This window comes from Streptomyces sp. NPDC015127 (genome assembly GCF_043080095.1).
In the GTDB taxonomy this organism is placed as follows: Bacteria; Actinomycetota; Actinomycetes; order Streptomycetales; family Streptomycetaceae; genus Streptomyces.
The window spans coordinates 764,340-785,593 of record NZ_JBIBVE010000001.1 but is presented as its reverse complement, the minus strand read 5'-3'; the positions used below and the strand labels follow the sequence as shown (position 1 = coordinate 785,593).

Here is a 21,254-nt window from a genome sequence, read left to right as displayed (position 1 = left end):
AATCGGCACGAAAGAAGCCATGCCCAAGACCTCTCATGTCGTCGTACTCGCCACGAAGCGCCGCGCGCTGCCCCTGCGCCTGTTGCAGAAGTCGGACGATCTGCGCATCACGGTGATCGTCGACCAGGGACACACCCACGTATTCGGTCCGTCGGTCACGGTCCAGGAGATAGCCAGTGTGCGCGATCCGGGACTGGTCCTGGAAACCGTTCTGGAGCTGTCCAGGAAGGACCCCGTCGACCGCATCGTCTCTCCCGTGGAACTCGCCGTACCGTCAGCCGGCTATGTGCGCTCCACCCTGGGTATTCCGGGCGACAGTTATGACATGTCCCTGGCCTTCTCCAACAAGTTCATCATGAAGCAGCGCCTGGCGGCCGCCGGACTTCCCACCGCGGCTTTCCGACAGGTGATGAAGGTGGACGACGTACCGGACGCGGCCGCGCACACGGGCTGGCCCTGTGTGTCCAAGCCCGTTTTCGGCGGCGGCTGCATGGGCGTGACCGTACTGGACTCTCCGGAGGACCATGTGCGGCTCGTCTCCGGCCCCACCGGGGACGAAATCCGGAACAGCACGATCCCCCTCATCGTGGAACAGTTCATCGAAATGGACCACGAGTATCACTGCGACGCTGTCGTCCGTGACGGAAAGGTGGTATTCGCCGCCCCGTCACGCTATTTCTCCCCCATTCTCGGGCAGATCGACACGTTCAGCGGTTCCTACCTCCTTCCGCAGGATCACGAGGATTTCACCGCCGTCACGGAACTCAACGCCGAGGTCGTCCGCGCGCTCGGGCTGACCGACGGAGTGACCCACCTGGAACTGTTCAAGACGGGTTCCGGATTTGTCGTGGGCGAGATCGCCTGCCGCCCGGGCGGGGGCGGCATCACCGAAGCCGTGCAGCGGCACCACGGTGTCGATCTGTGGGACGCCTTCTGGGAGGCATCGCTCGGCCGGGCCCCCGACATCGCCCCCCGCGACCCCGAGGGGATCCTGGCGACGGTGATGCTGCCGACCCGGCCCGGCACGATCACCCGGCTCAGCACCGAGGCGGAGCTCGCCGCGTGCCCCGGCGTCGTCGCCGTGAAGATGTCCATGTCCGTCGGCGACGTGGTGCCACCGGATCTGACGTCCGCGACCACGACCGGACTGGTCTTCTTCACCGCCCGCGACGAGGCGGAGATGGACCGACGCCTGAACGAGCTGTCCGACGCCTACGTCCTCGAAGTCGGCGTCTGACGATGCGGGAGACTCTCGCTCTGGTCAGAAACACGCCGGGGTGCACGCTGCTCCTCTTCGGAAACTTCTTCATCACGCTCGGCAGCAGCATCGTCGTCCCCTACCTCGCCGTCTACATGACCGGGCATCAGGGGCTCGCCCCGTGGGTCGCGGGCGTCGCCATGACGGTGAAACTCTGGTCCCAGTTCGGGTTGATGATGGTCGGCGGCGCGCTGGCGGACCGGCTGGGTGCGATCGAGGCAATATGCCTGGGGCTCTCCGTCCGCGTGGCGTCGTTCCTCCTGCTCGCCCACGCCACCTCCGCCCCCGGCGTCATCGTCGCGTGCGGGCTGCTCGGCCTGGGCAGCGCCTTGTACATCCCCGCCGGCAAGGCCGCGATCGTCGCCCTCCTGCGGGACCCCTCGGCGTCGGCACCCGTCTTCTCCCTGCGCAGCGCCGCGAACAACGCCGGTCTCGCGGTGGGCCCGCTGGTCGGCAGTGTGCTCCTGCTGGCCCGGCCCGAGCTCGGCCTGGTGGCGACGGCCGCGGTGTTCGTCCTTCTCGTGCCGGCCTTCTGGCGCCTGCGCCGCCTTGCGCCACACGTTCCGGCGTCACCGCAAGGGCGGCAGCGCTCCCGCGGCCACATCGGCAGTTTTCTCTCCTTGCTGCGCCACAACCGGCGCCTCCTGTGGATCGCGGGCGCGGCCACGGCCTTCGGCTTCTGCTACGTCCACATCGAGTACGCCATGCCGGTGCTGGCCGCCGACCACCACGGGCCCGCGTACGCCGGAGTCCTCTTCACCGTCAACGCCGTGTCGGTCGTCGCGCTCCAGGTCCTGGTCAGCGCCCCCATGGGCAAGGTGCCGCACACGCCCGCCGTGGTCGCCGGCGGCATGCTGGTGATGGGGATCGGCTTCGCGCTGCTCGGGTTCGGCTCCCTGGTGCTGCTGATCATCGGCGTCGTGCTGTTCTCGCTGGGCGAAGTGATCATCGATCCGCGTCTCGACAGCGAGGTCGCCGCCACCGTGGACGCCTCATTGCGCGGTACGGCCTTCGGGCTGATCGGCGTGTGCATCGCCCTCGGTGGCTCGGCGGCCAACCTCGGCTCCTCCTCCCTCGCACACGAGGGCCGACTCGGGGACGCCTACTGGTTCGTGCTCCTGGCCGTGGTCGCGGTGCTCGCTGTGCTGGCGTTCGCGCTCTTCCCGCGACGCCAGGCGGCCCCGCTCGCCGAGAAGACGCATGCAGCCGTCGAGTAGACGGCAGGCCCAAGCCCAAGCCGAAGCCGAGCCCAAGCCCAAGCCCAAGCCATGGAATTCCGTTGTGTTGATCGGCCGGAGCGCCATAGCGTTGCCGCCTCATGGGCGGGAAGAACGTGCCCCGTCCGCCCCTACGAGTCACCAGATCGGAGATGCGGAACGGGATGGCCTCTCACCTCCTCGCGCTCTTCGATGCGAACAACCCGCCCCACCTCGCGCGCTTCTGGGCCGGCTTCCTGGGGTGGGAGTTGACCGACGATCCCCACGACGGCCTCGCCCTCCTGCCGAACGACGACACTGGGTTCCGGATCCGATTTCTCCCGACCCAGGAGCAGAAGGCCGGTCAGAACCGGATGCACTTCGATCTGACGAGCAAGTCCCTGGAGGACCAGCAGCAGACGGTGGCGAGGGCGCTCGGACTCGGCGCCCGGCACATCGACATCGGTCAGCTCCCGGAGGAGGGGCATGTGGTGCTCGCCGACCCCGAGGGCAATGAGTTCTGCGTCATCGAGCCGGGTAACAACTTCCTTGCCGACTGCGGATTCATCGGAGCGCTTGCGTGCGACGGTTCGCAGGAGGTCGGGTACTTCTGGAGCGAGGCGCTGGGCTGGCCGTTGGTCTGGGACCAGGACCAGGAGACCGCGATCCGCTCGCCGCACGGCGGCCCGAAGGTCACATGGGGCGGTCCGCCGCTGATGCCGAGGGCAGGCAGGGACCGGCTGCGTTTCGACCTCGCACCATCTGCCGACGGTGATCAGCAGGCGGAGGTCGAGCGTCTCGTCTCCCTGGGGGCGAAGCGGATCGACACCGGCCGGGACGAGGGCAGCCGGGTGGTCATGGCCGACCCCGACGGCAACGAGTTCTGTGTCGGGCGCCCCCTGCACTCCGCCGGCGGATGAAACGAGGCGGTACGGGAGTTGGGTGGGGTGACAGGGCGGGCCGGTAACCGTCCTGTGCCGACGAAACCGCCCCCGAAAGGCCGTCCCATGACCCTGCTGCGTCTTGGTGTCTCGCTTCAGCCGCGCTGGCCGCTCGACGACGGAACCGCCGCGCTCCGTGCCGCACGCCGTGCCGAGGACCTGGGCTTCGACCATGTAGCGGTCGGCAACCGCCTCCTGGACAGCGGTTTCGGCCTCGACACCGACCCGCTTGTCCTGCTGTCGGCCGTCGCGGGCGCGACGACGCGCCTGCGCCTCCTGACATCCGTGCTGGTCGCGCCCTATTACCCGGCGTTGGTGCTCGCCAACCAGGCGGCCACCCTGGACGTCGTGTCCGAGGGCCGCCTGATCCTGGGCGTCGGCATCGGCTGGAACCCGGACGAGTTCGAAGCCGTCGGCGTACCCGTCCGCGAGCGCGGTGCACGCACCGACGATCACCTGGCGGCCGCCAGGGTTCTCTGGAGTGAGCGGCCCGCTGATTTCGACGGCCCGTTCACGAAGCTGCGCGCCGCACACCTGGGGGTGCCCCCGGTGACCCCCGGCGGCCCGCCCGTGTGGGTCGGCGGCCACAGCGACGTCGCCCTGCGTCGTGCGTTGCGCTTCGGCGACGGCTGGTACGGCACCGGCGCCGACGCCGCGCAGGTCACCGATGTGCGCCGCCGCCTCCGCGAACTCGCCGGCGACACAGGGAAGGCCGACCGCATGACGCTCGCATCGGCAGCATTCCTCACTCCGCCCGGAATCCCCGCAGTGGCCCCTCCACCGGGACAGCCGATCGGCGGCGCCGCGCCGACCGCGGCAAGCGTCGTCGATGATCTCGGACGGCTCGCCGAGGCGGGGCTCACCGCCTGCACCCTGTGGCTGCCTGTTGCGGCCGAACATGTCGAGGAAGCCTTGGAGTGGGCGGCGGCCGAGGTCATGCCGCAGCTGACCTGATGCCTTGACGAAGCGCTCGACGGAGGTCCGGCGGCGCTCTAGGCCCGGGCGGCGGCGAACGGGACGAAGGCGGTCCAGGAGGCGGGGGAGAGGGCGAGGTGGGGGCCCTCGGTGTCCTTGGAGTCGCGGACGTGGACGGTGCCGGGGCAGGCGGCGACTTCGACGCAGTCGTCGCCGGAGCCGCCGCTGTGGCTGGACTTGTGCCAGGAGAGGGCGACCTCGACGCAGGAGTCGCCGGAGCCGCTGCTGTAGCTGCTCTTGAACCAGGCCAGTTCTGTGGTGCTCATACCGCTCCTCGCATCTGCCGCAACAGGCTCAGGGAGTCTTCCAGGGTAAGAGCCTGTGACCGCATCCTGGCATACCGCATCTGGAGCATGCTGACCACTTTCGGGTCGGGAATGAACTGGCCGTTCTCCTGACCCTCGCAGTAGCCCAGCCAGCGGTTGTCCGGAGTTTCCAGCAGTTGCATGGGACCGTGCAGACCGGCGTGGTCCTCGCGCACCAGCGGCATGATCTGGACCTCGATGTTGCGCAGTTCGGCGAGCGTGAGGATGTGGGCGATCAGGTCCAGCGTGACCTGCTTCCCGCCCGTACGCCGCCGGAACAGGTGCTCCTCCAGGATGAAGCTGTACGCCGTGTTCGGCCGCTCCCGCAGCAGCCGCTGGCGCTCCAGTCGCGCCACGAGCTGTGCCTCGATCTGCTCGTCGCCCAGGGGCGGCAACTGGTTCGTGAACAGCGTCCGCGCATACGCCTCCGTCTGTAACAGCCCCGGAATCAACCGGCATTCGTACGTGTAGAGGCTCACCGCCTCCGCCTCCAGGCTCGCCCACTGCCTGAACCAGCTCGCCAGTCCCGGCCGCCGTGACAGGTGCCGTGCCGCGCCCCTGATCGTGCCGAACGCGTCCAGTACCTCCTCCGCGCGGTCGACGAAGTCCGCCGGGGGGAACCGCCTGCCCTGCTCGATCGAGGCGACCGTCGGCAGCGAGTACCGCACCCGTGGCGCGAACTCCTCCTGGGTCAGGCGCGCCCGCTTCCGGAAGGACTTGACCACCTCCCCGAAGGACTTCAGGCTGTCCGAGACCTCCGGCTCCCCGCCCGAACCGCCGCCTGCCGTCTCCGCCGTCATCTACGGCCACCTCCCGCGCGTACCTGTGCTGAGCAACCCCGCAACTGCTCAATGGTCACGGTCAGTTACCCGTACTGTCCACCGCGCGTACCCGTACGCTGACTGAGCGTACGGGTTCCTGATCTGGGGCGATGTCCGCGCGCCCGCCACGGTGAAGGTCATGCACTCACCCCTCACCCCGAAACTGCCGGGCACCGTACGCACGTTCGCCCAGCGCTTCAGTTCCACCCCGCTCGGCGCCCGCCTCGCCCGCCACCTGGCTCTCCATCAACTGCACGCCTGGGGCCTTGCACACGGCAGCGACGCGTCCGACACCGCCGCGCTGATCGTCGCCGAGCTCGCCGCGAACGCCGTCACGCACGGGCGCGTGCCGGGCCGGGACTTCGAGCTGAGACTGACCCGCTCGCCGGGCACGCTGCGTATCGAGGTCTCGGACACGCGGGGTGAGCGGCGGCCGCCCGGTCCGGGCCGGCTCGCGGTGCCGGGGGCCGTCGCGGACAGCGGGCGCGGGCTGCTGCTGGTGGAGAGCCTGGCCGACCGCTGGGCGATCCTCGACCGCGTGCCCGTCGGAAAGACCGTCCGGGCCGAACTGGACCTGCCGTCGCGCTGACCCCGCGCTGATTCGCCCCGGCCGGAGATCAGGTGGGACGGCACAGGAGCGGCTTGGCCAGCTCGGCGCAGGGGCGGTGGCCCTGGGAGCGCAGGACGTCCTTGCCGACCTCGTTCGCCAGGTAGCGCAGGAACCCGGCGGCGATCGAGTCGGCGGGCGGCTCCCCGTAGGTGTAGGCGAACTCGGTCTGCCAGTACGGGTACGCGCCGTCGTCGGCGCCCTCCAGGGTGGCGGCGTACCCGTCGATCCGTACCTGGCGGAGGTCGTCGCGGGTGACGGTGGCGCCGACCTCGCTGTGGCCGAGGGCGCCGGGGGTGGCGGCCACGGTGTCCAGCAGGGTTCCGGTGTCGGCGACCTCGCAGCGACCCGGCGCGCTCCGGTCCAGCGCCGCACAGTCGCCCTGGGTGACCTCCATCAGCTCCTTGCCGTCGAGGACCTGCTGGACGAGCGTGGAGCGGGTGCCGGAGCCGGGGTTGCGGCTGACGAGCTGGACGGGGAGGTCGCTGCCGCCCACCTGGAGCCAGTTGGTGATCTTCCCCGCGTAGATCTCCCTGACCTGCTTCAGGGACAGGTCCTGGATGCCGGCATCCTTGTTGACGACCAGGGTGAACAGGGACAACGCGACGGGCCTGGGCAGCAGTTGGGGGCGGCGGACGCTCTTTGCGCCGTCGGTGAACGCCAGCCGGTCGGGCAGGCCCGTGCTGCCCTGCTGCCCGGTCTTTCTGCCCGCCGCGGCCAGCGCGTCGAGTCCGGCGACACTGCCCTTGAACGAGTTCTCCGTGATGGGGATCCGTGCTTCGGGGCACGTCTTCTCGTAGTGCTTCGCCGCCTCGCGGACGACAGGGGCGAACGCGGTGGAGCCGGAGAGGACCAGCGTCCCCTTGGCGCAGTCCAGCGGAGCGGCCCGGACCTCGTCCCTGGTGAAGGTCGTGAGGGACTGGGCGGCGGCCACGAGGACCAGCAGGGCGATGAACATCATCACGGGCTTCGAGGCGAGCACATGGCTCGCGGTCCTGCGGATCGACCCCCCGTGCACGCCGCCCTTGATACCGGCGACGACGACGGGGTCGGGGAACTCCGGGGCGGTGAACTCCGCCTCGCGTTCCAGGACGGCCAGCACCTTGTAGTGGTTGCCCCGGTTGAGGGCGACCTTCGGGAGGGTGATGCGGCCGTCGATCACCTCAAGGCCCGGTGCGGCCTCGGCGGGCGCTCCCTCGCGGGGCGTGTTCACGAAGGAGCGGCGCAGGTAGTCGTGGCTCATCTCGGTCACGACCATGCCGACGACGCGGCGGCCGGGGAAGCGGACCTCTATGCCGACGTCGGGGGAGCCCTGCGAGACGTAGTCGTCGGAGTCGATCAGGGTCCAGCCGCTGTTCTCGATGCGCAGCAGCACGAACGAGGGGTCGCGCAGGGAGGCGTTGTCCCGCTGCATCTGCCGCAGCACTCCGGCGTGCGGGGCCTCGCCGGCGTCCGGTGCGGTGGTGTCCATCTGGATCCGGTAGCCGAGCCGCTTGCGGCCGACGAGCGCGAACTCCCATGCGGCGGCCGCCACAGGGATGGCCAGACCCAGGATGGCGATCGTTGACTCCCAGGGAAAACCGTTCACCGCCGACTCCCGTGCTGACCGGATGCAGATGTGCGCCAAAGTTATGAGCGCGCCGGCGGGGGCTGCGACGGGTGCCGCGAGTGTTCGGACGGCATTCACCGGGCTGTCGTCAGGGGCGGGGGGCGTTCACCCGGCGTTGGCCGTGGACGGGGCCGGTCCGGGCCGGGACGTGGCGGGACGTGCTGGGGCGGAGGCCGTTCGTGATCCACCGCATCCGACGTCCCGGACCGGGCCCTCGTGTCACTTGCGCCAGAACAGGTGGTGCGTCACGCCGCTCGGGCTGGGCACGACATCGAGGTGGAAGCGGTCGAGCAGCTCATCGGGCGACTCCCAGAGCCGTACCCCGGATCCGAGCTTCACCTGCGAGACCGCCACGTGCATGGTGTCGACGAGGTCGGCGTCGAGGAACTCCCGGATCGTGGTGGCCCCGCCGCCGAGTCGGACGTCTTTGCCCTGCGCCGCCTCCCGTGCCTGTTCGAGGACGGTGGCCGGGTCGCCGTCGACGAAGTGGAACGTGGTGTCGGAGAGCGTGAACGAAGGACGCTTGTGGTGGGTCATGACGAACACCGGGGTGTGGAACGGAGGCTCCTCACCCCACCAGCCCTTCCACTCGTGGTCCTGCCAGGGACCGCGCTGCGGACCGAACTTGTTGCGGCCCATGATCTCGGCGCCGATGTTGTGGGCGAAGTCCCGGGTGAAGTAGTCGTCGAGACCGCGGCTCCCGCCGGGGTCGGTGCGGTTGGGCCAGCTCGCCGTGGCGCCGGCCCAGGCGACCAGGGCCCCGGGATCGGCGTGGCCGAACGGTCGCTCCAGGCTCTGGTGCTCGCCGGCACCGAATCCGTCACTCGAGAGACAGAAGTTCTGCACCCTCAGCAGCTGATTCATGTGACTCCTCCTGTGTAGTCGATGACGGTTGGACTGCCGAAGCCGGGGAAACTCATCGCCCCGCCCATGATTCCCGGACACCCCCTAGGCTGCCGGGCATGGGCAACGTGGGAGAGACAGGCCGTCGTCGTTTCCTCCAAGGGCTGTCGGCCGTCGCCGCCGCGGCCGTGCTGCCCGCGTGCGCGGCCGCCGAGGACCCCGGCTCACGGGCGCGGTCCCAGGCGGCGGTGACGCCCACGTCCCGCGCTCGCCGGGTCCGGCCGTTGTACCTCGGGACGTACACCTCCGTCGACGGGGGCGGGAAGGGGATCGGCGTCGCCGCGTACGACGAGACGACGGGGCGCGTCACGGGGGCGGGCGTCGTCGAGGGCGTCGGGGACCCCTCGTACCTGGCCGTGCACCCGTCGGGGCGCACCCTGTACGCCGTGAACGAGCGGGAGGACGGGGCCGTGACCGCCGTGCGGATCGCCGGCGGCGGCAGGCACCAGGTGCTCGGCAGCCGGTCCACGGGCGGGGCCGCGCCCGCCCATCTGTCCGTGCATCCCACCGGGCGCTGGCTGCTCAGCGCCAACTACGGGTCCGGCAGCGTCGCCGTCCACCCCATCGAGGACTCCGGCGCGCTCGGCGAGCGCACGGACCTCGTCCGGCACACCGGCACATCGCCGCACGCCCACCAGATCGTCACCAGCCCCGACCGCGGCCACGTCCTCGCCGTCGACCTCGGCACCGACACCGTGTACACCTACCGCCTCGACACCCGGGCGGGCACGCTGACGGAGGTGTCGCGCGCGACCGTGCGCCCCGGCTCGGGGCCGCGCCACCTGACCTTCCACCCCTCCGGCCGCCACGCGTACCTCGCGAACGAGCTCGACAACACGGTGACCGTCTGCGCCTACGACCCGGCGACCGGCACGCTGCGGCCCGGTGAGCCGCAGTCCACCGGCACCGGCCCCGGCACCAGCTATCCGGCACAGCTCGTGGTCACGCCGAACGGCATGTACGCCTACCACGCCAACCGCGGTCCCAACACGCTCACCCGGTACGCCGTCGAGGCCGGCGGAGCCCGGCTCAGGCTGCTGGACACGGTGCCGGTCGGCGGCGACTTCCCCCGACAGATCGCCCTGTCGCCGTCCGGCGGCCTGCTCTTCGCGGCGAACCAGCGCTCCGGCACGGTCACCGTCCTCCACGTGGACGCGCGAACGGGCGAACTCCGCCCGGCGGGCCAGGCGTTCGGCTTCCCCTCGGCGGCGTGCGCGCTGCCGCTCTAGAACGTCGGCGGCGGCTCGGGCGCGTCCTCGTCCAGCAGCCGGCAGGCGGACAGCTCGTGGGAGTCGAGCGGCGCATGGTCCGGCTCGGTCGTGCGGCCGAAGCCTACTGAGGCTCCAGCAGATCCCACTTGTTGCCGTACAGGTCCTCGAAGACCGCCACCGTGCCGTAGGGCTCGTGCCGCGGCTCCTCCAGGAAGCGCACGCCCGCCGCCGTCATCCGGGCGTGGTCGCGGGCGAAGTCGTCGGTGTGCAGGAAGAAGCCGACCCGGCCGCCCGTCTGCGCGCCCACGCTCGCGCGCTCGGCGTCGTTCTTGGCGCGCGCGAGCAGCAGGCCCGTGCCGTCCGGGGCGCCGGGCGGGCGGACCACCACCCAGCGCGAGGAGTCCCCGCGGCCGGTGTCCTCGACGAGGTCGAAGCCGAGGGCGCCGGTGTAGAAGGCGATGGCCTCGTCGTAGTCGCGCACGACGAGGGAGACCAGGGCGATAACGGGCATGCGAGAACGTTATACGTATCACCAGGGGTGCCACAATGCACGCCATGAGCGTTCCGCCGCACCTCCTGGACCGCGCCCGGGCCCTCGCCGTCCCCGGGCGGCGCCGCCTGCTGGGACTCGCCGGGGCCCCCGGCGCCGGCAAGTCCACCCTCGCCGAGCACCTCGTCGCCGCGCTGGACGGCCTCGCCGTGCTCGTCCCCATGGACGGCTTCCACCTCGCCCAGAGCGAACTGCGCCGCCTCGGCCTCGCCCACCGCAAGGGCGCGCCCGAGACCTTCGACGCCGCCGGATACGCCGCGCTGCTCGCCCGGCTGCGCGCACCCGAGCCCGACACCACGGTCTATGCGCCCGCCTTCGACCGCACGATCGAGGAGCCCGTCGCGGGCAGCATCCCGGTCGGGCCCGAGGTCCCCCTCGTCGTCACCGAGGGCAACTACCTCCTGCACGACCACGGGCCCTGGGCCCGCGTACGCCCCCTGATCGACGAGATCTGGTTCCTGGAACTCGACGAGCCGACCCGCGTGCGCAGGCTCGTCGACCGCCATGTGCGCTTCGGCAAGGAGCGGCCGTACGCCGAGCGGTGGGTCCGCGAGTCCGACGAGGCGAACGCCCGGCTGATCGGCCGGGGCCGCGACCGGGCCGACCTCGTGGTCGCGGTCGGCTGAGAGGCCGCCCTCGAGGGACCTGGCCACCCCGCTGTTCACCTGTGATCTGTAGGCTCGAACAAGGACATGTGACGAGTGACGAGCACGAAGGGCGGTCGGCGTGAGGTTGTTCCGGCGAGGGCCGAAGCGTGACGGACGCGATGCGCCCCGGGACCCGGAGTTCGCCTTCTTCTCCGCCGGCGAAGGCGCGCGTTTCCGCGGCCTCGTGCGCGAGGCGTTCGCGGAAGCGGGCCTGGAGGTGACCGTCTACGCGGACATGGTGTCCGACAGCGCGGGCCGCCAGTTCGGCCTCGGCAACCTCGCCGCCGTCTGCCACAACGACGAACGCGGGCCGCGTGCCTGGCCCGAACTGGTCCAGCAGCACGTCGGCATGGTCCTGCGCACCATGGACGCGCCGTCCGCCCTGGAGACCCTGTCCACCGAGCAGATCCGCGCCCAGCTCTACCCGCGCGTCGTCGGCGCCGACGGACTCGACCCGAAGAACTTCGGCTACGCCCGCCCCCTCGCCCCCGGGCTCTTCGAGATCCTCGCCCTCGACCTCCCCGAGAGCGTCATGATGCTCACCGACGAGGCCCTCGAACCGCTCGGCGACCTGCCCTACCTGCGCGACCAGGCGCTCTACAACCTGCGCGGCCTGCCCGTCGAGGCCCACGAGACCGTCGCCGACGACGAGGGCATGCGCTTCGAGGTCGTGCTCGGGGACTCCTTCTACACCGCGAGCCGCGTCCTGGCACTGGAGTCCGTCGTCCGCCAGATCACCGGCGAGGAGCTGACGGCCGACGGTGCGCTCGTGGCGATGCCGTTCCGCCATCAGCTCGCCTTCCACGCCATCCACGACACCGGCATGATCCCCGCGCTGAACGGCATGGCCGCCTTCGCGGCCACCGGCTACGAGGACACCCCCGGCGCCATCAGCCCGTACGTCTACTGGTGGCGCGCCGGGACCCTGACGCAGCTCAGCGACCGCGACGAGGACGGGGAGGGCCTGCGGATCACGGTCGGCGAGGAGTTCCACGCGCTGCTGGAACGCCTCGTCGCCGAGGAGAGCGGCCGGACCGGCGACGACGGCTGACCCGCCCCGGGACCGGCCTTGGCCACACTGGCGCCCGTCGGTTCGCCGAAGGAGGATGGCGGGCAGGACGGTCCGAGGAGACGACCGCAGGCCGGGCAGGAGGCCCCATGACCAGCACGCCGACCCCGTTCACCGCCGACGACTACCGCGCCCGGATGACCCGTGCCGCCGAGTCCGCGGCCGACGCCGGGCTCGACGGGGTGCTGGTCGCGCCCGGGCCCGATCTCGTCCACCTGACCGGCTACCGGCCCGTGGGCACCGAGCGGCTCACCGTCCTCGTCCTCACCGCCGGCCAGGACCCCGTCCTCGTCGTCCCCACCCTGGAGGCGCCCGACGCCGAGGCGGCGCCCGGCGCGCCCGCGCTGACCGTGCGCGACTGGACCGACGGGAAGGACCCGTACGCTGCCGTCGCCCCGCTCCTGGACGTGTCGGGCCGCTTCGCGGTCAGCGACAACACGTGGGCCATGCACCTGCTCGGCCTCCAGCGCGAGCTGCCCCGCACCTCGTACGTCTCCCTGACCGAGGCCCTGCCCATGCTCCGCGCGGTGAAGGACGCCCACGAACTCGCGCGTCTCGAAGCGGCGGGCGCCGCCGCGGACCAGGCGTACGGCGAGATCCTCACGGTGCCGTTCGCGGGCCGCAAGGAGACCGACGTGGCCGCCGATCTGGCCGCGCTGCTGCTGCGGTTCGGGCACTCGCAGGTCGACTTCACCGTCGTCGGCTCGGGCCCCAACGGAGCCAACCCGCACCACGAGGCCGGCGACCGCACGATCGTCCACGGCGACATGGTCGTGCTCGACTTCGGCGGCCTCAAGCACGGCTACGGCTCCGACACCACCCGTACCGTCCACGTCGGCGAGCCGACCGTCGCCGAACAGCACATCCACGACGTCGTGCGCGAGGCGCAGCAGGCCGGGGTGGACGCGGTGCGGCCGGGCGTCGCCTGCCAGGAGATCGACCGGGCCGCCCGCGAGATCATCGAGGAGGCCGGGTACGGGGATCTGTTCATCCACCGCACCGGCCACGGCATCGGCGTCACCACCCACGAACCGCCGTACATGATCGAGGGCGAGGAGCAGCCGCTCGTCCCCGGCATGTGCTTCTCCGTGGAGCCCGGGATCTACCTCCCCGGCCGGTTCGGCGTCCGCATCGAGGACATCGTCACCGTCACCGAGGACGGGGTCCGCCGCTTCAACCACACCTCGCGCGAGATGGCGATCGTCGAGTAGCGCGCTCAGGATCCCGCGAGCACCACGCAGCTCTCCGGCGCCAGGCGCAACAGGCCGTCCCCGTCCGGGACCTCCACGTCCCCCCAGGCCGCTGCGACCCGACCGCCGTCGCCCAGCGGGATCGCGGCGGCCTGCTTGCCGAGGTTCACCGCGACCCGCACATCACCGCGCCGGTACGCCATCCAGCGCCCCTGCTCGTCGTACGCCACCTTCACCGACGCCAGGTCCGGGTCCGTCAGGTCGGGCAGCGTACGGCGCAGGGCGATCAGCTTCCGGTGCCAGGCGAGCAGGGACGTGTGCGGCTCCCGGTCGCGCTCCGCGCGGTCCAGGCACGAACGCTCCCGGGTGCTCGGCGACTGGGGATCCGGCACGTCCTCCTCGGCCCAGCCGTGTTCCGCGAACTCCCGCCGCCTGCCCGCGCGTACGGCCTCGGCGAGATCGGGGTCCGTGTGATCGGTGAAGTACATCCAGGGGGTGCCCGCGCCCCACTCCTCGCCCATGAACAGCATCGGCGTGAACGGGGACGTCAGCACCAGGGTCGCCGCGCACGCCAGCAGCCCCGGTGCGAGCGTGGCCGAGAGCCGGTCGCCGAGGGCCCTGTTGCCGATCTGGTCGTGGGTCTGCGCGTAGCCGAGGAAGCGGTAGCCGGGCGTGGTCGTCTCGTCGACGGGCCTGCCGTGGGTGCGGCCGCGAAAGGTCGAGAACGTTCCGTCGTGGAAGAAGACGTGGTTCAGCGTCTTGGCGAGCGCGGCCATCGGGGCGCGCGCGAAGTCGGCGTAGTAGCCCTGGGACTCGCCGGTCAGCGCGGCGTGCAGGGCGTGGTGGAAGTCGTCGTTCCACTGGGCGTGCAGCCCGATGCCGCCCTCCGCGCGCGGGGTCGTGGTCCGCGGGTCGCACCGGTCGGACTCGGCGATCAGGAACAGCGGGCGGCGGAGGCCGGCGGCCAGGGTGTCGACCGCGGCCGACAGCTCTTCCAGGAAGGTCAGGGCCCGGGTGTCGGCCAGCGCGTGCACCGCGTCGAGCCGCAGCCCGTCGATCCGGTAGTCCCGCAGCCAGGCCAGCGCGCTGCCCAGCAGGAAGGCGCGCACCTCGTCCGACCCGGGGGCGTCCAGATTGACCGCCGAACCCCAGGGCGTGTGGTGCGTGTCGGTGAAGTACGGACCGAAGGCGGGCAGGTGGTTGCCGGACGGGCCGAGATGGTTGTGGACGACGTCCAGCAGCACACCCAGCCCGTGCCCGTGCGCCGCGTCGACAAAGCGCTTCAGCGCCACGGGGCCGCCGTACGGCTCGTGCACCGCCCACGGGTCCACCCCGTCGTAGCCCCAGCCGTGCACGCCGGGGAACGGGCACAGCGGCATCAGCTCGACATGCGTGATGCCCAGACCGGCCAGGTCGGCGAGGTGGTCCGCCGCGGCGTCGAGGGTGCCCTCGCGGGTGAAGGTGCCCACATGCAGCTCGTACAGGACCGCGCCCTTCAGATCCCGGCCGGCCCACTCCTGCCGCCATGTGTACGTGTTGTGGTCGACGACCGCGCTCGGGGCGTCCGGGCCGTCCGGCTGCCGCCGCGACCGCGGATCCGGCCGCAGCGGACCCCCGTCCAGGGCGAAGCCGTACCGGTCGCCGTCGCGCGCCTCGGCCTCGGCGATCCACCAGCCCGCCCGCCCCTGGTCGCGCTCCATCGGGCGCTCGGCGCCCTCCAGCCACAGCGTGACCCGTTCCTCGGCCCGCGGCGCCCACACCTCGAACAACAGCACTGGCGCATCCCCTCGTCGTCGATGCCGGTCCCGTCGATCCCGTATGTCCCGTCCATCCTGGCAAGTCCGGGGTCTTCAGGCGGGGTGCTTGGGCCATTAAGGTCACAGGCCATGCCGACACCGACGGAGCCGCTGCCCGCGTTCCCGCCCGGCTTCCTGTGGGGAGCCTCCGCCTCCGCCTTCCAGACCGAGGGCGCCGCCGACGCCGAGGGCAAGGGCCCCTCCGGCTGGGACGCCTTCGCGGCCGCCGGAGGCATCAAGGACGGCGCCGACGCCGCACGCGGAACGGGCTTCTACGACCGCTACCGCGAGGACGTCGCCCTGCTCGCCGGCCTCGGCGCCGACGCGTTCCGCTTCTCGGTCTCCTGGCCCCGCGTCGTCCCCGGCGGCAGCGGCCCCGTCAACCCGCGCGGCCTCGACTTCTACGACCGGCTCGTCGACGAACTGTGCGCCCACGGCATCGCCCCCGCACCGACCCTCTACCACTGGGACACGCCGCTCCCGCTCGACGAGGCGGGCGGCTGGCTGCACCGCGAGACCGCCGAACGGTTCGCGGACTACGCCGCGGCCGTCGCGGCACGCCTCGCCGACCGCGTCCCGATGTGGATGACCGTCAACGAACCGGCCGAGGTCACCCTGCTCGGCTACGCACTCGGCGAGCACGCCCCCGGCAGGCAGCTCCTCTTCGACGCCCTGCCCGCCGCCCACCACCAGCTGCTCGCCCACGGCCTCGCCGTCCAGGCACTGCGCGCGGCAGGCGCCGCGAAGATCGGCCTCGCCGTCTCCCACTCGCCCGTGTGGACGGCCGGGGACAGCGACGAGGACCGGTTCGCCGCCGAGCTGTACGACACGGTCACCAACCGGCTGTTCGCCGACCCCCTGCTCACCGGCGCCTACCCCGACGGCTTCGCCGCCCTGATGCCCGGACCGGTCGCCGACGACCTCGCCGTCATCGCGCAGCCGCTGGACTTCTACGGAGTGAACTACTACCACCCGATGCTCGTCGGCGCGCCCGCCCCGGACGCCCTCGACGGCTTCGCCGGCGTCGCCATGCCCGCGGAACTCCCCTTCGGGCTGCGGGAGATCGCCACCGACGAACGCACCGACTTCGGCTGGCCCGTCGTCCCCGACGGACTGCGCGAGCTGCTCGTCTCCCTGAAGGACCGCTACGGCGACCGGCTGCCGCCCGTCGTCGTCACCGAGAACGGCTGCTCGTACGACGGCATCGACGACCGGCGCCGTATCGCCTTCCTCGACGCCCACCTGCGCTCCCTGCACCAGGCGCTGGCATCGGGCGTCGCCGTCCGCGGCTACTTCACCTGGTCGCTCACCGACAACATCGAGTGGGCCGAGGGCGCCTCCCGGCGATTCGGCCTCGTCCACGTCGACTACGAGACCCTCCGGCGCACGCCCAAGGCGTCGTACGGCTGGTACCGGGACGTGATCGCCGACCAGAAGCGGCGCGGCGGGCGGTGAAGCGAGGGGCCCGCAGCCGTGGCCCGGACCCCCCGCGTGCGGTCAGCTCCCCGCGGGGGGAAGGAAGTTGATCCGCTCCCTGACCACCGGGTGGCCTGCCTTGGCGAAGTTCGCCGCCATCGGGACGTTCCCCTGATCGGTGGCGCCCGCGATGAACTCGGCGCCCCGCTCGGCGAGGAAGTGCGTGCACTCCGCGAGCAGGTCGTACGCGTAGCCGCGGCCGCGCTGCTCGGGGACGACGCCGATGAACCCGATGCACGGGCCGCCCGGATTGTGCGCCGGGATGTGGATGCCGACCGGCTCGCCGTCGGGTGTGTGGGCGAGCTGCCACCACTCGCGCGGCGAGGGGCACCAGTGGAAGAAGTCCAGCTCCTCCTGGGCGGCTTGGTCGAGCCCGCCCTCGGCGATCGCCCGGAGTGCGTGCGCGTCCAGCGTGGCCGAGTGGATGCGCTTGAGCGCCTCGAAGAACACGGAGTCGTCCGGCTCCGGCCGGAACGTGAGGCGGCCCCGCCGCTCGGGCAGACCGCACTCGGGCGTCCAGCGGTACATGAACCGCTCGACGAGCACCTCGTACCCGGCCGCCTCCGCCGCCCGGACCCGGGCCTCGCCGGCCGCCCGCGCGACCGGGTCGCCCCGCCAGCCGGCGGGCAGGTTGAGCTCCAGCTCGACCTGGAAGGGGGCGGTGCGCAGCAGCTCGGCGCCCGCCTCCTCCTCGCCGTCGGCGACATCGAACCAGTTGATGTTCAGAGGGGTTTCGTCATCGGGGCCGCCCCACCAGGCGCCTCGGGCGACGACCTTGCCGTCGCGCAGGGCGATCCGCTTCCACTCGGGGCGGTGGACGGTGCGGGCATGGCCCTCGGCCGCGCCGAGAGGGTCGGGCAGGGTGTCGAAAAGGTGGGCGTCGCTCGCGTCGAGCGCGCGGATGACCAGATCGGTCATGAGGAAGTCCTCCGGGAAGGGATGTGCGTGAAGCGCTCCCGGTCAGACACTGAACGCCGGGCGGACGGGGCGGGAGCGCGGGAATCGTGTGATGTGCACGGCACTCGCCTCCTTCCGTCGTCACAGGCGTCGTCGATCACCCTAGACCGGCCCGCGCGCCCCGGTCCAGCACTTTCTGCGGGATCACGTGCGGCGCCATCGTGCCGCGCAGGGTGTCGCGTTGGGCCGCGCGTGCCGTCGGGCCGGGCCGTGGTTGCCGTCACGTTGGGGCGCGGAGCGGCCGGAACAGTATCTTCCGTGCAGGTCAGAGCGGTCGGGTCCGGCGGCGGAACACCGCTTCTTCTGGACACCCCGGGCCCTTCGGCCCGACAATCTGCCTGTGACGTCCTCCTACGAGTCCCACACGTATCCCGCGCGGCTGTCCGACGCCGAGCGCGAGCGTGTCCTCGATGTGCTCAGAGAGGGCGCGGCCCAGGGCAGGCTGTCGCACGAGACCTTCGTGCACCGGATGGAACTGGTCCTGGCGGCCCGCCGTTCGGAGGAGCTGGAGGCGCTCACCGCCGACCTCGTCCACGAGAACCGGTGGGCGCGCCGGCTCTACAGCGCCGTCGGCAGGATGTCGGCGTTCTCCGTCCGGCTGCGCAGGGCCTGGCAGACGGAGAAGCTGCCGCCGCTGCTGCTGCCCGAGCCGGGGCCGTACCCCCTGCGCATCGGCCGCGACCCCGTCAACGGACTGCGGCTGAGCCACGACACGGTCTCGCGGCTGCACGCCGAGCTGAGCCACCAGGGCACGCTGTGGGTCCTGCGCGACCTCGGCTCCACCAACGGCACCACGGTCAACGGCCGCAGGGTGACCGGCTCGATCGTCGTCCAGGACGGCGACATGGTCGGCTTCGGCAGCATGAGCTTCCGCCTCACCGCGCGCTGAGCCACGGCGTTCCCAACGGGCCACCCCGAAGCGGCCGGTGGGGACAACCCCCCTGCGATACGGCTGCGGTCACCAGTGACCCGGCACCACCCCGGCGCAGAGGCTGATCACCCACGCACTGATCAGCCGTACCAGGGGAGGTGCCCGCATGCCGGGCAGAGTTCCGATCACCGTCCGAACCGCGCGATGGTGCGCCGCCCACCCGTGGCGGGCCGTGGCCGGCTGGGTCGTCTTCGTCGCCCTGTGCATCGGCGCGGGAGCCGCTGCGGGCACCAACAAGGGGACGTTCGAGGACTTCTGGGTGGGCGAGGCGGGCCGCGCCGAGGCGATGGCCGCACGCGGCGGGCTGACACCCGCGCCCGTCGAACACCTCCTCGTCACCGCGCCGGACGGGGGGCGCCTCGACCGTGCCGACGCCGACGCGGCGGCGCGTGACGCCGCCCGGCGGCTGGCCGGCCTGCCCGCGGTCGTCGACGTCGCCGACCCCCGGCCGTCCCGCGACGGCACCGCCCTGATGCTCGCCGTCACGCTGCGCGGCGACAAGGAGACCGCCAAGCAGGACGTGGACGCGCTGCTGCGGCAGACCGAGGCGGTCCAGAAGGCGCACCGCGACCTGCGGATCGAGCAGACCGGCAGCGCCTCCGTCTCGAACGGCGTCAACGACAAGCAGGGCAAGGACCTGCAACGGACCGAGCTGATCAGCCTCCCGGTCACCTTCGTCATCCTCTTCGTCGTCTTCGGCGCGGTGCTCGCGGCCGGGATCCCCGTGCTCCTCGCCCTGACCGCCTTCGCCGGCGCGGTGGGCCTCTACGGCCTCGCCTCATGGGTCTTCCCCGACGCGGGCGGCGCGGCGATCAGCGTCATCTTCATGCTCGGCATGGCCGTCGGAGTCGACTACTCGCTCTTCTACCTCAAGCGCGCCCGCGAGGAACGCGAACGCGGCAACGGCACGATCGGCCACACCGCGGCCGTCGAACTCGCCGCCGCCACCTCCGGCCGTGCCGTCGTCGACTCCGCGGTCGCCGTCGCGCTCTCGCTCGGCGGCCTGTACCTGATGGACGACGTCATCTTCTCCTCCATCGCCACCGGGGCCATCCTCGTCACGCTGGTCGCCGTGGCCGGATCGCTCACCGTGCTTCCGGCGCTGCTCAGCCTCCTCGGCCGACGGATCGACGGCCGACGGGCGGGTCTTCCGCGGACCGATGGTGGTCGCGCCCCTGCCCGTCCGGGACCGCGGCGCGGCGCCGGCGGAGGGCGGATGTGGGCCGCGATGCTGCGGCCCGTCATGCGCCGGCCGCTCGCCACCCTGCTCCTCGGAGTCGCCGCGACCGCCGCGCTCGCCCTGCCCGCACTGAACATGCGGCTCGGTACGGAGGGCAAGGAGACCTTCCCCGACAGCATCCCCGCCGTCGCCGCGTACGACCGGCTGACCGGTGCCTTCCCCGCCGAAGGACCCGCCCACCTCGTGCTCATGACCGGTGACGAACCGGCCCGGCACCTGGCGGGCCTTGCCCGGCGCGCCGACGGCGACCCGCTCTTCGCCGACACCGCCCCGCCATGGGTGAGCGTCTCCGACGACGGCCGCACCGCCCTGCTCCGCCTGCCCGTTCCCTACGCACAGAACTCCGACGAGGCCACCCGCTCGCTCCAGCGCCTGCGCGAACAGCTGATACCGGACACCCTCGGCCGGGTGCGGGGCGCCGAGTACGCCGTCAGCGGCGAGATCGCGGCCGGCGCCGACTACGCGCACCACCAGGAGCAACGGCTCGGTCTCGTCATCGCGTTCGTCTCGGCGGCGACGCTCGCCGTCATGTTCCTGGCCTTCCGGTCCCTGGTCCTCGCGGCGCTCGGCGTGCTGCTGAATCTGGCGACGGTCATGGTCGCGTGGGGCGTTCTGACGCTGGTCTTCCAGGGCACCTGGGCGGAAGGGCCGCTCGGCTTCGAGTCGTTGGGCTTCGTCGGGTCGCGTACGCCGCTGCTGGTCTTCGCGATCCTCGTCGGCCTCTCCACCGACTACCAGATCTTCGTGGTCAGCCGGATCAGGGAGGCGGTGCGCCGGGGTGTCCCGACCCGGCAGGCGGTGGTGAACGGAATCGCCGGTTCGGCGAGTGTCGTCACCGGCGCCGCCGTGATCATGGTGTCGGTGTTCGTCAGCTTCCTGTTCGTCGACCGGATCGAGATGAAGCAGATCGCCGTCGGCCTGACGGTGGCGGTGCTGTTCGACGCGGTGGTCCTGCGGGCACTCATCCTGCCCGCGGCGCTGGCCCTACTGGGCGACCGCTCCTGGTGGCCCCACGCACCCGGCCCGAAGGGAGGCGCCCGGGCCCTGGGGCGGGCGGCGGAACGGCGGGCCGCTGCCGCACCGAGCGGCGCGGCGGAGCGCTGACGCGCGGGCGGGCGCGGGGCGGCGCGGATGCCGGGAACGGCGGGCGGCATGGCGGCGCGCGGCCGACGCGCCGGGCGGCGGGGCGCTGACGCGCGGGCGGCCGAGGGGCCGGCGCGCCGGGCGGGCGCGGGGCGGCGCGGGCCCGGCCCACGGGCGGACCGGAGGCCGGCGACGCAGCGGCGGGGCGCTGACTGCGCCGAGTGGCCGCGGGGCAGCGCGGGCCGGGCCCTCGGGCGGGCGGCGCCGGGGTGAGCGGCGGGGCGCTGACGCGCCGGTCTGCTGGGCGGGCCCCACGGGCGGGCCGAGGGCCGGTGATGGAGCGGCGGGGCGCTGACTGCGCCGCGCGGCGCGACGCGGGTGCGAGCCCACGGCCGGGCGGCGCCGGGAACGGCCGGCCCCGCCGTCCCCGAGGGGCGGACGACGGGAAGCGGCCACCCCCGCCGTCCGCCCAAGGACGGGGCCCAGCCC

The 21,254-nt window shown here is 72.2% G+C and carries 20 protein-coding genes; 12 read left to right on the top strand and 8 right to left on the bottom strand.

Annotation, left to right across the window (positions count from 1 at the left end):
- Nucleotides 1–19: 19 nt before the first annotated feature.
- The 4 genes from ACF08N_RS03370 to ACF08N_RS03355 all read left to right on the top strand — a co-directional run bounded on the left by ACF08N_RS03370 (nt 20) and on the right by ACF08N_RS03355 (nt 4,349).
- Nucleotides 20–1,237 (top strand): ATP-grasp domain-containing protein, encoded by a 1,218-nt coding sequence (locus ACF08N_RS03370; RefSeq protein WP_392322846.1) that lies wholly within the window; start codon nt 20–22, stop codon nt 1,235–1,237.
- Between the two features lie 2 nt (nt 1,238–1,239).
- Nucleotides 1,240–2,475 (top strand): MFS transporter, encoded by a 1,236-nt coding sequence (locus ACF08N_RS03365; RefSeq protein WP_392322845.1) that lies wholly within the window; start codon nt 1,240–1,242, stop codon nt 2,473–2,475.
- 164 nt (nt 2,476–2,639) lie between these two features.
- A complete protein-coding gene (locus ACF08N_RS03360) occupies nt 2,640–3,374 on the top strand; it encodes a VOC family protein (RefSeq protein ID WP_392322844.1) in 735 nt (244 codons plus the stop codon).
- 87 nt (nt 3,375–3,461) lie between these two features.
- Entirely contained in the window at nt 3,462–4,349 is an 888-nt protein-coding gene (locus ACF08N_RS03355) for a TIGR03619 family F420-dependent LLM class oxidoreductase (RefSeq protein ID WP_392322843.1), read from the top strand.
- A 38-nt stretch (nt 4,350–4,387) separates the two neighbouring features.
- Here ACF08N_RS03355 and ACF08N_RS03350 read toward each other — a convergent pair whose 3' ends face one another.
- Nucleotides 4,388–4,636 (bottom strand): DUF397 domain-containing protein, encoded by a 249-nt coding sequence (locus ACF08N_RS03350; RefSeq protein WP_392322842.1) that lies wholly within the window; start codon nt 4,634–4,636, stop codon nt 4,388–4,390.
- A complete protein-coding gene (locus tag ACF08N_RS03345; protein ID WP_392322841.1) occupies nt 4,633–5,475 on the bottom strand; it encodes a Scr1 family TA system antitoxin-like transcriptional regulator in 843 nt (280 codons plus the stop codon). Before ACF08N_RS03345 ends, ACF08N_RS03350 begins: the two co-directional genes overlap by 4 nt.
- A gap of 160 nt (nt 5,476–5,635) precedes the next feature.
- On the opposite strand from ACF08N_RS03345, the gene ACF08N_RS03340 reads away from it, so the two are divergent.
- Complete coding sequence (locus ACF08N_RS03340) at nt 5,636–6,085, top strand: ATP-binding protein (RefSeq protein WP_392322840.1); 450 nt, start codon at nt 5,636–5,638, stop codon at nt 6,083–6,085.
- 28 nt (nt 6,086–6,113) lie between these two features.
- Here the strand turns inward: ACF08N_RS03340 and ACF08N_RS03335 are convergent, their stop codons facing one another.
- A complete protein-coding gene (locus ACF08N_RS03335; protein ID WP_392322839.1) occupies nt 6,114–7,691 on the bottom strand; it encodes a substrate-binding domain-containing protein in 1,578 nt (525 codons plus the stop codon).
- A 240-nt stretch (nt 7,692–7,931) separates the two neighbouring features.
- Nucleotides 7,932–8,576 carry a dihydrofolate reductase family protein gene (locus tag ACF08N_RS03330; RefSeq protein ID WP_392322838.1) on the bottom strand — a complete coding sequence of 215 codons (645 nt, stop codon included), beginning with the start codon at nt 8,574–8,576 and terminating at the stop codon, nt 7,932–7,934.
- Nucleotides 8,577–8,674: 98 nt separating this feature from the next.
- Between ACF08N_RS03330 and ACF08N_RS03325 the strand changes: the two genes are divergently transcribed.
- Entirely contained in the window at nt 8,675–9,844 is a 1,170-nt protein-coding gene (locus ACF08N_RS03325; RefSeq protein WP_392322837.1) for a lactonase family protein, read from the top strand.
- Here ACF08N_RS03325 and ACF08N_RS03320 read toward each other — a convergent pair.
- Together ACF08N_RS03320 and ACF08N_RS03315 are read right to left on the bottom strand one after the other, a co-directional pair.
- A complete protein-coding gene (locus ACF08N_RS03320) occupies nt 9,841–9,972 on the bottom strand; it encodes a hypothetical protein (RefSeq protein WP_392322836.1) in 132 nt (43 codons plus the stop codon). The two genes, ACF08N_RS03325 and ACF08N_RS03320, sit on opposite strands and share 4 nt — an antisense overlap.
- Nucleotides 9,948–10,337: a VOC family protein gene (locus tag ACF08N_RS03315; RefSeq protein WP_392322835.1), complete on the bottom strand. Its 390-nt coding sequence runs from the start codon at nt 10,335–10,337 to the stop codon at nt 9,948–9,950. The genes ACF08N_RS03320 and ACF08N_RS03315 overlap by 25 nt, the downstream gene beginning before the upstream one ends.
- A 44-nt stretch (nt 10,338–10,381) precedes the next feature.
- Here ACF08N_RS03315 and ACF08N_RS03310 point away from each other — a divergent pair, with 44 nt between their 5' ends.
- From ACF08N_RS03310 to ACF08N_RS03300, 3 genes are all read left to right on the top strand, one after another.
- Nucleotides 10,382–11,002 carry a nucleoside/nucleotide kinase family protein gene (locus tag ACF08N_RS03310; RefSeq protein ID WP_392322834.1) on the top strand — a complete coding sequence of 207 codons (621 nt, stop codon included), beginning with the start codon at nt 10,382–10,384 and terminating at the stop codon, nt 11,000–11,002.
- A gap of 100 nt (nt 11,003–11,102) precedes the next feature.
- Entirely contained in the window at nt 11,103–12,074 is a 972-nt protein-coding gene (locus ACF08N_RS03305) for a hypothetical protein (protein ID WP_392322833.1), read from the top strand.
- 107 nt (nt 12,075–12,181) lie between these two features.
- Nucleotides 12,182–13,303 carry a M24 family metallopeptidase gene (locus tag ACF08N_RS03300; protein ID WP_392322832.1) on the top strand — a complete coding sequence of 374 codons (1,122 nt, stop codon included), beginning with the start codon at nt 12,182–12,184 and terminating at the stop codon, nt 13,301–13,303.
- 5 nt (nt 13,304–13,308) lie between these two features.
- Here the strand turns inward: ACF08N_RS03300 and treZ are convergent, their stop codons facing one another.
- Complete coding sequence (gene treZ / locus ACF08N_RS03295) at nt 13,309–15,054, bottom strand: malto-oligosyltrehalose trehalohydrolase (protein ID WP_392322883.1); 1,746 nt, start codon at nt 15,052–15,054, stop codon at nt 13,309–13,311.
- Between the two features lie 114 nt (nt 15,055–15,168).
- On the opposite strand from treZ, the gene ACF08N_RS03290 reads away from it, so the two are divergent.
- Nucleotides 15,169–16,533: a GH1 family beta-glucosidase gene (locus ACF08N_RS03290; protein ID WP_392322831.1), complete on the top strand. Its 1,365-nt coding sequence runs from the start codon at nt 15,169–15,171 to the stop codon at nt 16,531–16,533.
- Nucleotides 16,534–16,575: 42 nt separating this feature from the next.
- Here the strand turns inward: ACF08N_RS03290 and ACF08N_RS03285 are convergent, their stop codons facing one another.
- Nucleotides 16,576–17,472 carry a GNAT family N-acetyltransferase gene (locus ACF08N_RS03285; protein ID WP_392322830.1) on the bottom strand — a complete coding sequence of 299 codons (897 nt, stop codon included), beginning with the start codon at nt 17,470–17,472 and terminating at the stop codon, nt 16,576–16,578.
- 379 nt (nt 17,473–17,851) lie between these two features.
- On the opposite strand from ACF08N_RS03285, the gene ACF08N_RS03280 reads away from it, so the two are divergent.
- Together ACF08N_RS03280 and ACF08N_RS03275 are read left to right on the top strand one after the other, a co-directional pair.
- Nucleotides 17,852–18,400 (top strand): FHA domain-containing protein, encoded by a 549-nt coding sequence (locus ACF08N_RS03280; protein WP_392322829.1) that lies wholly within the window; start codon nt 17,852–17,854, stop codon nt 18,398–18,400.
- Between the two features lie 148 nt (nt 18,401–18,548).
- Nucleotides 18,549–20,786, top strand: coding sequence for an MMPL family transporter (locus tag ACF08N_RS03275; protein WP_392322828.1), 2,238 nt, complete (start codon nt 18,549–18,551; stop codon nt 20,784–20,786).
- The last annotated feature ends 468 nt before the right edge of the window (nt 20,787–21,254 follow it).

What these genes read in the sequence shown, in the direction of transcription:
- ACF08N_RS03370 (WP_392322846.1), top strand. Translation starts at nt 20, where the DNA reads ATGCCCAAGACCTCTCATGTCGTCGTACTCGCCACGAAGCGCCGCGCG.
- ACF08N_RS03365 (WP_392322845.1), top strand. Translation starts at nt 1,240, where the DNA reads ATGCGGGAGACTCTCGCTCTGGTCAGAAACACGCCGGGGTGCACGCTG.
- ACF08N_RS03360 (WP_392322844.1), top strand. Translation starts at nt 2,640, where the DNA reads ATGGCCTCTCACCTCCTCGCGCTCTTCGATGCGAACAACCCGCCCCAC.
- ACF08N_RS03355 (WP_392322843.1), top strand. Translation starts at nt 3,462, where the DNA reads ATGACCCTGCTGCGTCTTGGTGTCTCGCTTCAGCCGCGCTGGCCGCTC.
- ACF08N_RS03350 (WP_392322842.1), bottom strand. Translation starts at nt 4,636, where the DNA reads ATGAGCACCACAGAACTGGCCTGGTTCAAGAGCAGCTACAGCAGCGGC.
- ACF08N_RS03345 (WP_392322841.1), bottom strand. Translation starts at nt 5,475, where the DNA reads ATGACGGCGGAGACGGCAGGCGGCGGTTCGGGCGGGGAGCCGGAGGTC.
- ACF08N_RS03340 (WP_392322840.1), top strand. Translation starts at nt 5,636, where the DNA reads ATGCACTCACCCCTCACCCCGAAACTGCCGGGCACCGTACGCACGTTC.
- ACF08N_RS03330 (WP_392322838.1), bottom strand. Translation starts at nt 8,576, where the DNA reads ATGAATCAGCTGCTGAGGGTGCAGAACTTCTGTCTCTCGAGTGACGGA.
- ACF08N_RS03325 (WP_392322837.1), top strand. Translation starts at nt 8,675, where the DNA reads ATGGGCAACGTGGGAGAGACAGGCCGTCGTCGTTTCCTCCAAGGGCTG.
- ACF08N_RS03315 (WP_392322835.1), bottom strand. Translation starts at nt 10,337, where the DNA reads ATGCCCGTTATCGCCCTGGTCTCCCTCGTCGTGCGCGACTACGACGAG.
- ACF08N_RS03310 (WP_392322834.1), top strand. Translation starts at nt 10,382, where the DNA reads ATGAGCGTTCCGCCGCACCTCCTGGACCGCGCCCGGGCCCTCGCCGTC.
- ACF08N_RS03300 (WP_392322832.1), top strand. Translation starts at nt 12,182, where the DNA reads ATGACCAGCACGCCGACCCCGTTCACCGCCGACGACTACCGCGCCCGG.
- ACF08N_RS03290 (WP_392322831.1), top strand. Translation starts at nt 15,169, where the DNA reads ATGCCGACACCGACGGAGCCGCTGCCCGCGTTCCCGCCCGGCTTCCTG.
- ACF08N_RS03285 (WP_392322830.1), bottom strand. Translation starts at nt 17,472, where the DNA reads ATGACCGATCTGGTCATCCGCGCGCTCGACGCGAGCGACGCCCACCTT.
- ACF08N_RS03275 (WP_392322828.1), top strand. Translation starts at nt 18,549, where the DNA reads ATGCCGGGCAGAGTTCCGATCACCGTCCGAACCGCGCGATGGTGCGCC.